Source organism: Thermus sediminis (assembly GCF_003426945.1).
Lineage (GTDB): Bacteria > Deinococcota > Deinococci > Deinococcales > Thermaceae > Thermus > Thermus sediminis.
Map to the genome: position 1 here is coordinate 1,100,438 of NZ_QURO01000004.1, position 12,012 is coordinate 1,112,449.

The 12,012-nt window shown below is 68.8% G+C and carries 13 protein-coding genes and 2 tRNA genes; 6 read left to right on the forward strand and 9 right to left on the reverse strand.

What is annotated here, in order from left to right:
• Positions 1-50 precede the first annotated feature (50 nt).
• The gene (locus tag ATI37_RS06515) at positions 51-1,652 is read right to left on the reverse strand and encodes a 30S ribosomal protein S1 (RefSeq protein WP_117237649.1); all 1,602 of its coding nucleotides are present in this window, start codon (positions 1,650-1,652) and stop codon (positions 51-53) included.
• A gap of 182 nt (positions 1,653-1,834) precedes the next feature.
• Here ATI37_RS06515 and ATI37_RS06520 point away from each other — a divergent pair, with 182 nt between their 5' ends.
• The 5 genes from ATI37_RS06520 to ATI37_RS06540 are packed head-to-tail and all read left to right on the forward strand — an operon-like array spanning position 1,835 to position 4,395.
• Complete coding sequence (locus ATI37_RS06520) at positions 1,835-2,950, forward strand: M20 family metallopeptidase (RefSeq protein WP_117237650.1); 1,116 nt, start codon at positions 1,835-1,837, stop codon at positions 2,948-2,950.
• A complete protein-coding gene (locus ATI37_RS06525; RefSeq protein ID WP_117237651.1) occupies positions 2,947-3,423 on the forward strand; it encodes a YbaK/EbsC family protein in 477 nt (158 codons plus the stop codon). The genes ATI37_RS06520 and ATI37_RS06525 overlap by 4 nt, the downstream gene beginning before the upstream one ends.
• A 1-nt stretch (position 3,424) precedes the next feature.
• Positions 3,425-3,703, forward strand: a complete 279-nt coding sequence (locus ATI37_RS06530; protein WP_117237652.1) for a hypothetical protein — start codon at positions 3,425-3,427, stop codon at positions 3,701-3,703.
• A 9-nt stretch (positions 3,704-3,712) separates the two neighbouring features.
• On the forward strand, positions 3,713-3,997 hold the full coding sequence (locus ATI37_RS06535) for a hypothetical protein (RefSeq protein WP_117237653.1): 285 nt from the start codon (positions 3,713-3,715) through the stop codon (positions 3,995-3,997).
• Positions 3,997-4,395 carry a hypothetical protein gene (locus ATI37_RS06540; RefSeq protein ID WP_117237654.1) on the forward strand — a complete coding sequence of 133 codons (399 nt, stop codon included), beginning with the start codon at positions 3,997-3,999 and terminating at the stop codon, positions 4,393-4,395. Before ATI37_RS06535 ends, ATI37_RS06540 begins: the two co-directional genes overlap by 1 nt.
• Positions 4,396-4,560: 165 nt before the next feature.
• Here the strand turns inward: ATI37_RS06540 and ATI37_RS06545 are convergent, their stop codons facing one another.
• Positions 4,561-5,916 (reverse strand): alanine/glycine:cation symporter family protein, encoded by a 1,356-nt coding sequence (locus ATI37_RS06545; protein WP_117237655.1) that lies wholly within the window; start codon positions 5,914-5,916, stop codon positions 4,561-4,563.
• A gap of 2 nt (positions 5,917-5,918) precedes the next feature.
• On the reverse strand, positions 5,919-6,701 hold the full coding sequence (locus ATI37_RS06550) for a DUF4388 domain-containing protein (RefSeq protein WP_117237656.1): 783 nt from the start codon (positions 6,699-6,701) through the stop codon (positions 5,919-5,921).
• A gap of 241 nt (positions 6,702-6,942) precedes the next feature.
• On the opposite strand from ATI37_RS06550, the gene ATI37_RS06555 reads away from it, so the two are divergent.
• Complete coding sequence (locus tag ATI37_RS06555) at positions 6,943-7,689, forward strand: ZIP family metal transporter (RefSeq protein ID WP_117237657.1); 747 nt, start codon at positions 6,943-6,945, stop codon at positions 7,687-7,689.
• Here ATI37_RS06555 and ATI37_RS06560 read toward each other — a convergent pair.
• From ATI37_RS06560 to ATI37_RS06585, 6 genes are all read right to left on the reverse strand, one after another.
• On the reverse strand, positions 7,686-8,351 hold the full coding sequence (locus tag ATI37_RS06560) for a DNA/RNA nuclease SfsA (protein WP_332871162.1): 666 nt from the start codon (positions 8,349-8,351) through the stop codon (positions 7,686-7,688). The genes ATI37_RS06555 and ATI37_RS06560 overlap by 4 nt on opposite strands.
• Positions 8,352-8,389: 38 nt before the next feature.
• Positions 8,390-8,482, reverse strand: a tRNA-Ser gene (locus tag ATI37_RS06565).
• 8 nt (positions 8,483-8,490) lie between these two features.
• Positions 8,491-8,581 (reverse strand) — tRNA-Ser (locus tag ATI37_RS06570).
• 44 nt (positions 8,582-8,625) lie between these two features.
• Positions 8,626-9,516, reverse strand: a complete 891-nt coding sequence (locus ATI37_RS06575; RefSeq protein ID WP_117237659.1) for an alpha/beta hydrolase family protein — start codon at positions 9,514-9,516, stop codon at positions 8,626-8,628.
• Positions 9,513-10,529 carry an acyltransferase family protein gene (locus ATI37_RS06580; RefSeq protein ID WP_117238547.1) on the reverse strand — a complete coding sequence of 339 codons (1,017 nt, stop codon included), beginning with the start codon at positions 10,527-10,529 and terminating at the stop codon, positions 9,513-9,515. Before ATI37_RS06580 ends, ATI37_RS06575 begins: the two co-directional genes overlap by 4 nt.
• Positions 10,530-10,564: 35 nt before the next feature.
• Entirely contained in the window at positions 10,565-11,983 is a 1,419-nt protein-coding gene (locus ATI37_RS06585; RefSeq protein WP_117237660.1) for an SWIM zinc finger family protein, read from the reverse strand.
• Between the last annotated feature and the right edge of the window lie 29 nt (positions 11,984-12,012).

Below are 12,012 nucleotides of genomic sequence, written 5' to 3' on the forward strand. Positions count from 1 at the left end.
AGGATTGCGGAAAGGGGTATACCCCCCGCCTAAGGGCGGGGGGTTTGCCCTCAACGCTGCTTCTCCTCCTCCAGTCCCAGGCTGGCCAGGAGATCCCCGTAGAGGTCGCCAAGCTTCACGCTGGCGGTGGCAGCGGGTACGGCGGAGGCGTCGTAAAGGTTGTACTCCGCCACGGCCCCGTACTCGTACTCCCGGCGCTCCTCGCGGCGGGGGGCGGGCTTGCGCTTGCCCGAGGGGCGGCCCTCCTTGCCCTTGGCCCTTCGGGGGCGCTCCTCCTTGGGTGGGGGCGGGGGGAGAAGGCGCTTCCGGGAAAGGGAGATCCGCTGCTCCACGGGGTCGATGTGGAGGACCACCACCTCCATTTGCTCCCCCTTCTTGAAGAGGGCGGCGGGGTTCTCCACCCGCCTGTGATCCAGCTCGGAGACGTGGACCAGGCCCTCCATGCCGGGCTCTAGCTCCACGAAGACCCCGAAGTCCGTAACCCCGGTGATCCTGCCCTTGACCACGGTGCCCGGGGGGTACTTCTCCACCAGAAGCTGCCAGGGGTCAGGCTGGGTCTGCTTGAGGCCCAGGGAGAGGCGGCGCTCCGCGGGGTCCAGCCTGAGGACCACGGCCTCCACCTCCTCCCCTTCCTTCACCACCTCGGAGGGGTGCTTGGGGCGCTTGGTCCAGGAGAGTTCGGAGATGTGGATGAGGCCCTCGAGGCCCGGCTCCACCTCCACGAAGACCCCAAAGGGGGTGAGGCCCACCACCTTGCCCCTGACCCGGGTGCCCACGGGGTACCTCTCCGCCACCGTGGTCCAAGGGTCGGGGATCAGGGCCTTGATGGAGAGGTTGACCCGCTCCCTCTCGGGGTCCACGGACACCACCTGGGCCCGCACCCTCTGCCCCTTGTGGAGGACCTCCCGAGGGTGGCCGAAACGGCCCCAGGTGATCTCCGAGCGGTGGACCAGGCCGTCCACCGGCCCCAGGTTGACGAAGGCCCCGAACTCGGTCACATCCACCACGGTGCCCTCCACCACCTGGCCAGGTCCTAGACCCCGGAAGAAGGCCTCCTTGGCCCGCTTCTGCTCCTCCTCTAGCACCGCCCGGCGGGAGAGGAGGACCCGCCCCTTCTTGCGGTGGAACTCGATGATCTTGGCCAGAACCTCCCGGCCTACGTACTGGTCCAGGTTGGGGATGCGCCTGAGGTCCAGCTGGGAAGCGGGGATGAAGGCCTGCACGCCCCTGAGATCGGCGATCACGCCCCCTTTGACCTTCTCCTTCACGGTGACGGCGACCGGCTCCCCCTTCTCGTAAAGTTCCCGGATGCGGTCCCAGTGCTCCGTGGCCTCCACCTTCTTGCGGGAGAGGAGGATCTGCCCGGTCTCGGGGTCCACCTTGAGCACCTGGACCCGCACCTCGTCCCCCGGCTTGAGGAATCCCTTGAGCTCCTCCTCAGAAAGGGGCCTTTCCGTGATCTGGTTGAAGGGGATGATCCCCTCCGTCTTCGCGCCGATGTCCACCGCCACGCCTTCGGAACCCACCAAGACCACTTTGCCCGTCAGGACTTGGCCCGGGCGCACCCGCTTCTCCAGGCGGGCCTCGGCCTCCTGCAGGGCCTGTTCCATGCTGAAGGTCTTTTCCGGGGTCTGGGTCGCCTTTTCTTCCATGCCGCCTCTTTCCTCCTTGCGCGCCTTTCCTTAGGAAGGCGGGCGCTCTAAAAGCGCTCACACGAAAAGGTGGGGGAGAAGCCTATTTCCCCCTCCCGTGTGAACCGGCCCCGAAGGGCATACCCTCTCTTTATACCACGGGGAAGCCCCCTTGCCAAGAGCCCCTGGGGCATAATGGGGGCATGGAAACCCTGGCATGGATGAAGGCCAACCTACCCCCTTTCCTCAAGGACCTCGAGGCCTTCGTGCGCCGGGAGTCCCCCTCGGGGGACCTCCTGGGCCTCAAGGAGGCGGCCCTCTTCCTGGAGGAAGCCTTCGGGGCCTTGGGGGGGCGGCTTTCCCGCAAGGAAACCCCCAAAGGCCCCGTCCTCCTCCTGAGGCGGGAAGGGGAGGGTACCCCGGTCCTCATCCTCTGCCACTACGACACCATCCACCCCAAGGGGAGCTTTCCCGAGGCCTTCCGCCTGGAAAGGGAGAAGGCCATAGGCCCAGGGGTCTACGACATGAAGGGGGGGATCGTCGCCCTCCTCTACGCCCTGCGCCACGCGGAGGCCACGGGGAGGAGGCTTCCCTCCCTGGAGGTCCTCTTCACCCCCGACGAGGAGGTGGGCTCCCCGGGAAGCCGCCCCCTCATCGAAGCCGCGGCCAAGAAGGCCCGGGCCGCCTTGGTCCTGGAGCCTCCTACGGCGGAAGGGGACCTCAAGGTGGCCCGCAAGGGGGTGGGCCTCTACCGCCTCAAGGCCCTGGGGAAGGCGGCCCACCAAGGGGTGGAGCCAGAGAAGGGAGTGAACGCCATCCTGGAGCTGGCCCATCAGGTCTTGAGGGTAGCGGCCCTCGAGGACGGGGAGAAGGGCACCACCCTGGGCCCCAACGTGGTCCGGGGCGGCACGGTGAGCAACGTGGTCGCCGAAGAGGCGGAGGTGGAGATAGACCTCAGGGCCTGGAGCCTAGAGGAGGTAAGGCGGGTGGAGGAGGCCCTCAAGGCCCTCACCCCGGTCCTCCCCGGGGCCAGGCTGGAGCTCTCCGGTGGGCTCAACCGCCCCCCCATGGAGCCCACCCCAGAAAGCCTGGCCCTCTTCCAAAAGGCCCGGGCCATCGGGGAAAGCCTGGGCCTCACCCTCAAGCCGGGCCAGGTGGGGGGCGGCTCCGACGGCAACTTCACCGCCCACCTGGGCGTGCCCACCCTGGACGGCCTGGGCCTCCTAGGCGGGGACGCCCACCAAAGGACGGAGTACGTGGTGGTGCCGGAGATCCCCCGGCGGGCCGCCCTCCTGGCCGAGCTCCTCTACGCCCTATGAGCCTCTCCCCTTCCGCCCAAAGGGTGCAGGAGGCCCTGAGGGCCCTGGGCTTCCCTCACCTCAGGGTGGTGGAGCTTCCCACCTCCACCCGCACGGCGGAGGAGGCGGCAAGGGCGGTGGGGGCCGAGGTGGGGCAGATCGTGAAGAGCCTGGTCTTCCTAGGGGCAAAGGGCGCCTACCTCTTCCTGGTGAGCGGGAAGAACCGCCTGGACCAGAGGAAGGCCGAGGCCCTGGTGGGGGAGGCCCTGCGCCGGGCTACCCCCGAGGAGGTGCGAACCCTCACGGGCTACGCCATCGGGGGGGTGCCGCCCGTGGGCCACGCCACCCCCCTCCCCGCCTTCCTGGACCGGGACCTCCTGGTCCATCCAAGGCTCTTCGCCGCGGGGGGGACCCCCAGGGCCCTCTTCGCCCTAACCCCGGAGGAGCTTCTAGCCCTCACGGGGGCCAGGGTAGCCGAACTGAAGGAGGGGTAAGATGTGGCCCTTTCGCAAGGACCCTCACGTGAAGCCCGAAGGCCCCCTGGCCTTCCGGGTGCGGGTGCGCACGAGGAGCGGGGAGGTGGTGGAAATCCGGCTCTCCAAGAGCATGGAGATCTCCCCCACGGAAACGGGCTACTACGTGCGCAAGGAGATCGTGGCCCCGAGGAGCCTGGACCGGGCGGTGCTGGAGATCTGGTTTGACCGCCGCTACCGCCCCTTGCGCAAGGAGGTTCAGGGCGGGGAGCTTCTGCCCATCCGGGAGTGGACAGGGTAGTATGGGGACATGGAAAAAATCCTGTTCCTAGTAGGCCTAGGAATCATGGTCTACAACGTCCTCTACGGCTTCCGGCTTAAGCGGGCTATCCCTGGTGGAGTCATAGGGGAACGTGGCAGCCAGATGCTCTTTCTCATCCTCTTCTTCGCCCTGGCCTACCTGGGGGTTTTCCTCCTCGTCTGGCAGGAGCCCAGCAGCCTTCTCCTCCTCCTCCTTTCCCTCATCCTCCTCCTGGGGGCGGTCTTCGTCTACCTAGTCCTGAAGCTCGTGGACGCCATTGTGGCCTCCCTCTGATGGTCTTCCGCCGTAACCCCAACCCCCCGGAGAGCGGCTGGAGGCCCACCCCCGAGGAGTGGCGGGTCTACACCCTCTGCGACGGTCGGCGCACGGAGGAGGAGGTGGTGCGGGATAGCAGCCTGGGGGAGAAGGCCTACCTGATCCTGGCGGGCCTCCTGAAGCGGGGCCTGATCCTCCCCGTGGAGGGGCCCAAGGAGCTTTGCGCCAAGCTTTCGGACCTCCTCAAAGCCCGCCTGGGCCCCAAGGCCGAGCCCTTCGTGAAGCGGCTCCAGACCTGCGAGAGCCGGGAGGCCCTCGAGGAGGAGGCCTTGCGCGTGGCCCTCAAGGTCAAGCTCACCCTGGACAAAAAGGCGGGGGAGGAGCTGGAGAAGGCCATCAAGGCCCTTTTCCGCTAAGTACCCCGTCGCGGCGGGGTACTTGTACCCTTTCTGCCTGTTTCCTTCGCTCTGCTCAGAAAAGCCTCCCGGGAACCTTCCACCGGGGCCCCCATGCTGGCGCAAGCCAGCATGGGGTGGCATCACCGGGGTCCCCATGCTGGCGCAAGCCAGCATGGGGTGGTATTAGCGGGGCGGCACCCAGGGCTCCCCGCGGAAGAAGCCGTAGACCAGCCGCCCCACCACCCCCCCGAGGAGCACCAGGCCCAGGAGGTTGGGGATGGCCATGAAGCCGTTTAGGGTATCAGAGACCGCCAAAAAGGCCTCGAGGCCCCCCAAAGGCCCCACGAAGGCCAGGGTGGCGAAGGCCAGGCGGTAGGGCCAGCGCACCCCTTCCCCGAAGAGGAAGGCGGCGGCCTCCTCCCCGTAGAAGCCCCAGGAGACCATGGTCCCCAGGGCGAAGACGGCCACGGTGAGGGCCAGGATGACCCCGCCCAGGGGGTGGGCCCCGAAGAGGGCCTGGGCCGCCTCCGCCGCCCCTCCTCCCTCCTGCCAAAGCCCCGAGGCGATGAAGGTGAGGGCGGTGAGGGAGGTGACCAGGAAGCTCACGAACATCTCCGTGACCCCCCAGAAGCCTTGGCGAATCGGGTGGTCCACCTGGGCCTGGGCGTGGGCGATGGCCGCCGAGCCCAGCCCCGCCTCGTTGGCGAAGATGCCCCGGCCGAGCCCGGCGTTGATGGCGGCGTAGAGGCTATACCCCGCTACCCCTCCCAGGGCAGCCTCGGGGCTGAAGGCGGCCCGGAAGACCAGGGCCAGGGCCTCGGGAAGCCTCCCCCCGTAGAGGACCAAAAGGGGCCCGAGGGCCACCACGAAAAGGAGGAGCTTCAGGGGCACCACCACCTGGGCAAAGCGGGCCACCCGCACGATTCCCCCGCCCAGGACCACGCCCACCAGGAGGGCCAAAAAGAGGCCCACCAGGGCCGGGGGCGCCCCCAAGGGGGAAAGGGCCCCCCCCACCGCCCCCGCCTGGGAGAGGTTGCCGATGCCGAAGGCGGCCACCGCGGCGAAGAGGGCGAAGAGGTGCCCCAAAAACCTGAGCCTGGGCAGGCCCCGGGAGAGGTAGTGCATGGGCCCCCCAGAGACGGAGCCGTCAGCGTAGCGACGGCGGTAGTGCACCGCCAAGGTGGCCTCGGCGAACTTGCTGCCGGTGCCGAAAAAGTAGCCCAGCCACATCCAGAAGACGGCCCCAGGCCCCCCCAGGAGCACCGCCGCCAGCATGCCCAAGAGGTGGCCGGTGCCGATGGTGGCGGAAAGGGCCACCATGGTGGCCTGGAAGGGGGTGATCTGGCCGCCGAAGCCAAAGGCCCGCTCCCGGATGGCCCCCAGGGTCTCGCTGAAGGAGACCCGCATCATGCGGAAGGGGGCACTGAACCAGCGGATCCGGAAGATGACCAGGTATGCCCCTACCAGGAGGAAGACCAGCTTCATAGGGAAGCCGTAGACGATGCGGTTTAGATACTCGTTCAGGGCCAGGATATCCATGCTCACACCTCCGGCACCACCTCCACCTTATCCCCTCGGCGCAGGCGAAAGCGCCTAAGGTCCTCCTCCAAAAGCCCAAGCCGCCCGGGGATGTTGGGCCTGGGGCGCACCTCTATAAGGATCCCCGAGGGGCTAAGCCTCAGGCGGAACCCGTGGCGGATGACCCGGGCCCACTCCGCATAAAGGGGCTCGTCCACGTAGGCCATCCCCGAGCCCGGGCCGTAGATGGGGAGGACCAGGAGGGAAACGGGGGAAAGGGAAACCACGGGGACGGCCTCGAGGACCCCCATCTGAAGAAGGGTGTTCAGAACGCGGGCCAGGCGCAAGGGGCCTGGGGCCAGGAGGACCTCGGCGATACGCCTCCCCTCCACCTGGGCCAGAACCCCCAAGGCCTCGGGGGAAAGCTCCACCTCCCTACCCCCTGGGCCCAGGCGGAGGCGGTAACCCCAGTCGGCGGGCAGGTTCAGCCCTCCCCACGCCGCCTGGGCCTCAGCCAAGCGGGCGGGAACCGCCAATCCCCCGAGGAGGGTGGTGCGGGGGGGGAGGGCCTCGGGCTCAAAGGCGAAGGGACCCTGCTTGAGCCCCGCCAGGAGGTCCAGGGCCTCCTCCCCTTCAAGGCCCCGCTCCCCGGCCTGGACCCGCGCGTGGACCACCTGCCCTCCCCTCAGGTAAACCTCGGCCTCCAGAAAAGGGGGGCGGACCAGGAGCCGCCCCGTGCGCCCGGCTCCCATGAGGGCGCCCACCAGGGAAGAAAAGGGAAACTCCGCGAGGTTACCCGAAAGCATTCCTCCCCGTTTTACCATGCCCCCCTTCGGGCGTCCAGGCGGGGCGGTCCGGGACATGAACCTCTGCCCCCGCGGCTTCACCCCGCACCCCGGGCCTCCCTCCCCGGCCGGAGCAACAGGCCACCTGGCCTTCCCGGATGGCGGCCACGACCCCCTCCTGGGCCAGGATCGGGAAGTGGTAGCCTGAGCGGTGAAGGGATAACTTATTGCTACCGATACTCACTTGCAATAAAATACGGCCGTGGAGGCCTTAGCCATCTCCCCCTGGACGGTCTTCCTCTACGCCCTCCTCACTGCGGTGGCCACCGGGCTCGGAGCCCTGCCCTTCCTCTTCACCAGGAACATCCTGAGGCGGCACCTGGGCCTGGCCCAAGCCGCCGCCGCAGGGCTGATGCTTTCCGCCAGCTTCGGCCTCATCTACGAGGGGGTGGATTACCACCTGGGCCGAACCCTTCTCGGGGTCTTGTTGGGCCTCATCTTCATCCAGCTCTCCCACCGCTACCTGGAGGGGCGGGAGGTAAGCTTCGGTATTCTAAACGGCCTGGACGCCCGCAAGGCCTTGATGATCGTGGGGATCATGACCCTGCACTCCTTCGCCGAGGGGGTGGGGGTAGGGGTGGCCTTCGGGGGCGGGGAGGCCTTGGGGGTCTTCATCACCCTAGCCATCGCCGTGCACAACATCCCCGAGGGGCTGGCCATCAGCCTGGTCCTGATCCCGAGGGGGGTGAGCGTTCTGGGAGCCGCCTTTTGGAGCGTCTTCTCCAGCCTGCCCCAGCCCCTCATGGCCGTGCCCGCCTTCCTCTTCGTGGAGCTATTCCAACCCGCTTTGCCCGTGGGCCTGGGCTTTGCCGCCGGAGCCATGATCTGGATGGCGGTGGCAGAACTCCTCCCCGACGCCCTCAAGGAGGCGGAGGCCAGCGGGGTGGCCACCGCCCTCACCCTGGCCGTGGCCCTCATGGTGGCCTTCCAGATCCTCCTGGGGGGCTAGGGCCAGACCCAGGGGAGAGAGTCTTCCAAGCGGAGTTCGCTGAGGCTGGGGCACACCCGGAAGGCGAGAAGCCCTACCCCTGCCTCTTCCGCCTCCCGGGCCGCCACGAGAAGGGGCCCGTCCTCGGGGTCCAGGGCGAAGGCCTGGGCCAGGGGGTGCTGGACCATCCAGACGGCGTAGGCCCTCCCCCCTTTTCGAGCGAAGTCCGCAAGGAGCTTTAGGTGGTGTGCCCCCCTCTTGGTGGGGGCGTCGGGGAAGAGGGCCAGACCCCCTTCCACCCGGTTGCAGTTCTTGGCCTCCAGGAAGGCCTCCTTCCCAGAAAGCCGGGCCCAGAAGTCCAGCCTTTTCCCCCCAAGGGGCACCTCCCGCCTTAGGGCCTCCAAGGCCCCGAAGCGCCCCGAGAGGAGGAGAAGCGCCAGCAAGTCCCCCGCCAAGGTGGCGTCCACCCCCACCAGGACCCCTCGGCTCTCCACCAGGACCATCCGGCCCAGGCCCTTGGGGGTGGGCTTCCTCTGGTAGTGGCAAGGGGTCCCAGGGGTGAGGAGCTCGGCCATGCGCCCGGAGTTGGGGAGGTGCAGGGGTCCCACGTCCGCCTCCACCAGGAAGCGGTTGATTCTTCTGAGGAAGCGGCAGGGCAGCAGAGGAGGGAGGGGCAGGGCCACCATGGCACCATAAAAGGCCCGGAGCTTTCCGGGCCCTTTGGCGGAGAGGGCGGGATTCGAACCCGCGGCACCGGTTTTGCCGGTGCAACACCTTAGCAGGGTGCCGCCTTAGACCACTCGGCCACCTCTCCATGGGCTTTGGCGGAGGGTGAGGGATTCGAACCCCCGGTGAGCGCAAGGCCCACAGCGGTTTTCAAGACCGCCGCCTTCAACCGCTCGGCCAACCCTCCAGGACTGGCCGCAAATCTAACTATGGCGGAAACCCTCTTGCTTGTCAAGGGCGCATCCAGGCCAGGAGGAACCTCTCCGCTAAGGCCTCCATGGCGGGGATCACCGTGTGGTGCAGGTCGGGGAAGAGGATCAGGTGGTCCTCTTCCTCTGGGCCGAAACCCGTGGGCCGGAGGCAGGCCCGGCCCTTGGTGAGGGGCCCCGTCCAGACCCCCCCCTCCCGGGTCAAGGCCGCCTGGTGGACCCGCCGCCCCATGGCCTCGCGCACGTCCCGGAGGCGGCAGGCCTGGGTGGGGGGGATTAGGGGGTCGTTGCCCGCCTGGAGGATAAGGAGGGGGGCCTGAAGGCGGGAGGCATGGGGCAGGGGGCTTTGGCGGGCCAGGGCCTCCGGGCCCTCCCCAAAGACCTCCCGCCAGCGAAGGAGGGCCTCGGGGCGGCTTTGCCTGAGGATGTCCACTTGTTCCGCAAAGTCCACGGGGCCGATGGCGAAGACCACCCCCCTGGCCTTCCCCTCGAGGGCCGCCGCCTTAAGGGCCACGCAGGCCCCCAGGGAGTAGCCGGCGTAGGCGTGCCGGTCTGCCCCCAGCCGGGGGAGAAGACGGGCTAGGTGGGCCAGGTCCTCCGCCTCCTCCAGGCAGCCCGTGATCCTCCCTCCGCTCTTCCCCCGGCCCCGGAGGTGGGGCACCACCCCTAAAAAGCCCCGCTCCCCCCAGGCCCGGCACCGGGCCAGCATGCTGGCCGTGGGGGGGCCAAACCCCCCGGGGACCAGGAGAACCGCCCCCTGGGGCGGCCCCTTTGGCCGGCAGACCTGGGCGAAGAGGCCCACCCCCGCCCGCCGGTACCGGATCCCCTCCCCCTCCCAGACGAAGGGCGGAGGGTTCAGAAGCGCCCAGAGGACCAGGGCGAGGGGGGGAAGGAGAAGCCAAAGGAGCCTCATCGACCGAAGAGGAGGGGGGAGACCCGGACCCGGGCCAGGAGGTGGGCCAGGAGGAGGGGAAGGCCGAAGGCCAGGAGGAGGTAGACCAAGAAGGCCGGCCCAAGCCCCAGGGGCTCGGGGAAGCCCGGGTTTTTTTCCAGGAGGCGCATGACCATGGGGTGGAGGAGGTAGATCTGCAGGGAGTAGCGGCCCAGGAAGGCCAGGGGGGTCTGCCAGCGGGTTTGGGCCAGGCGGTGGGCCAGGGCCAGGAGGAGGAAGGCCATGGCCGTGGTGTAGAGCCAGTGGGCGAGCTGGTAGTGCATCGTGTTGACGGGGCGCCTCTGCAGGACCTCGAGGGCCAAGGGCAGGTAGAGGCCAAGCCCCAAGAAGGCCAGGCCCAAGGCCCAGAGCCAGAGGCGGAGGAGGCGGGGAAGGAGCTCCAGGCGGCTCGCCAGGTAGAGGCCCAGGGCGATGGCGGGCAGGTACCAGAGGACGAAGCTCCCGGGGTAGGGCAGAAAGCGGTAGTGGCGGTTCAGGAGGTAGATGAGCAGGGTGCCCCCTAGGCCCAGGAGGAGAAACCAGACCCCATGGGCCTGCCCCCGCACCATGGGCAGGAAGAGGGGCAGGAGGAGGGTGAGCTGCAGGGCCACCACCAGGAAGTAGAGGTGGAAGTAGGCCTTGCCCCAGAGGAGCTGGTGGGGGAGGCGCTCGGGCTGGAAGACCCCGTGGTCAAAGTAGCGGAAGGCCAGGTAGACCCCGCTCCAGAGGAGGTAGGGCCAGAGGAGCCTGAGGGCCCGGTTTCCCAGGTAGCGCCCCAGGGAGAAGGAGCGCAAGAAGCTGGCCCCGATCACTAAAGCCGTGAGGAAGAGGAAGGCGGGCACGGCGAAGTGCAGGGTCCGGTTCAGGGCTGCTAGGAGAAGCCAAAGGGGGGTCTCGGGGGGCACCTCCCGCAGGAAGCGGCCCAGGAGGTGGTGGAGGACCACCTCCAAGATGGCCAAACCGCGGAAGACCTCCACCCAGGGAAACCGCTCCATCCTCCCCATTCTTCCGGAAGAGGGTAAGAAAGGGGTTAGGGGGAAAGCCCCTGGGCCCCGAGCTCCTCCCAAAGGGCCCGGCGGCGGGGGTAGAGGCCCTTAAGGGCCTCCAGGAGGGCGGCCACCCGCCTCGGGTCCAGGGCCCGGGCCCGGACCAAGAGGGCCGCGGCCTCCCGGTACCGCCCCCTACCCCCGGCCTCCAGGAGGTCCCTGGCCGCCTCCAGGTAGAGGCGGACCGCCTCCTCGGGAAGCCTCTCCGCTAGGGCCTCCGCCAAGGCGGGGTAGGCCTCCCGGGGAGCCCCCTTGAGGAGGCGGTCCAGGGCCCGCCAGTCCTCCTCCAGGAGGTGGATCCGGGCCAGGAGGGCGGGGTCTTTCGCCAGGCGCAGAAGTTCCCGCCGCTTGGCTGCAAAGCCCTTGCCCAGGAGAGCCTTGAGGGCGGCGTAGCCCTCGAGGCTCGGCCTCATGGCGAAGCGGAGGGCCAGGTCCTCGGGCCTTCCCCTTCGCCTCGCCAGGAGGTCCACCAGGGGGAAGAGCCTCGGGTCCTTGCCGAACCACTCCAGGGCCTCCTCGGCGTAGCGGAGGGCCTCCGCCTCCCGGCCCAAGGCGAGGAGGCGCTCCACCAGGGCCAGGTAGTCCTCCGGGCCCTCCAGACCCTCCCGCATGAGGCCCAAGGCCTCCTCCTCCCGCCCCAGGGCGAAGAGGAGCCTCTCCTTGAGGGCCCGCTTCAGGCCCAAGGGGTCCTTGCCGGAAAGGTGGGGGAGAAGCCTCTCCGGAGCCCTCTTCCCCAACTCCAGGAGGGCCTCCTCCAAGGCAGGGGAAGGGGCCTTGAGGTAAAGGCGAAGGAGGGGCAGGGGGTCTTGGGACACCTCCAGGTACCGCATGGCCCCGGCCCTGAGGTAGGCCTCGGGGTCCAAGGGGGCCTCGAGGAGGGCCTCCAGGAAGGCTAGGACCTCCCCCTCCCCCACCTGGGGAAGCCTTATGAGGAGGGCTTGGGCCTCCTCCTTCCCTCCCCCGAGGAGGAAGGCCTGGCGCAGGGCCCGCACCGCCTCCAAAAAGGCCTCCTTGGGGAGGAGCGCCTCCCCGAGGAGGAGGGCCACCTCCGGCACCTGGGCCAAGCCCCTGAGGAGGGCCTGGGCCTCCTTGGGGGAGAGGCGGTCTATGGCCAGGAGGAGGTCCTCCTTGGGGCGGGCCTCGAGGTAGGCGTAGAGGAGGGCTGCTGCGTGCTTGCAGGGGAAGTCGGGGTAGGGGCAGGTGCACCGCCCCACGAGGCCCGGCCCCACCTCCACCCGGTAGGGCTCAGGAAGCGAGCCCTGGACCTCGCCAAGAAGCCGCTCCCCCACCCTAAAGACCCGGCGCACCCGGCCCTCCTTGGCGTAGGCCAGGCCCCGGCGCAGGGCCTCCTTGGGGAAGAAGGGGGCGAAGTCCTCTTCCTTTTCGGGAGGAAAGGGGGCCACGCCCCCAGTCTGCTATACTGGGGCTAGCC

Coding starts and splice junctions, on each gene's coding strand:
- ATI37_RS06580 (WP_117238547.1), bottom strand. CDS start 10,529: ATGGAGCGGTTTCCCTGGGTGGAGGTCTTCCGCGGTTTGGCCATCTTG.
- ATI37_RS06575 (WP_117237659.1), bottom strand. CDS start 9,516: ATGAGGCTCCTTTGGCTTCTCCTTCCCCCCCTCGCCCTGGTCCTCTGG.
- ATI37_RS06550 (WP_117237656.1), bottom strand. CDS start 6,701: ATGCTTTCGGGTAACCTCGCGGAGTTTCCCTTTTCTTCCCTGGTGGGC.
- ATI37_RS06515 (WP_117237649.1), bottom strand. CDS start 1,652: ATGGAAGAAAAGGCGACCCAGACCCCGGAAAAGACCTTCAGCATGGAA.
- ATI37_RS06520 (WP_117237650.1), top strand. CDS start 1,835: ATGGAAACCCTGGCATGGATGAAGGCCAACCTACCCCCTTTCCTCAAG.
- ATI37_RS06535 (WP_117237653.1), top strand. CDS start 3,713: ATGGAAAAAATCCTGTTCCTAGTAGGCCTAGGAATCATGGTCTACAAC.
- ATI37_RS06540 (WP_117237654.1), top strand. CDS start 3,997: ATGGTCTTCCGCCGTAACCCCAACCCCCCGGAGAGCGGCTGGAGGCCC.
- ATI37_RS06545 (WP_117237655.1), bottom strand. CDS start 5,916: ATGGATATCCTGGCCCTGAACGAGTATCTAAACCGCATCGTCTACGGC.
- ATI37_RS06525 (WP_117237651.1), top strand. CDS start 2,947: ATGAGCCTCTCCCCTTCCGCCCAAAGGGTGCAGGAGGCCCTGAGGGCC.
- ATI37_RS06530 (WP_117237652.1), top strand. CDS start 3,425: ATGTGGCCCTTTCGCAAGGACCCTCACGTGAAGCCCGAAGGCCCCCTG.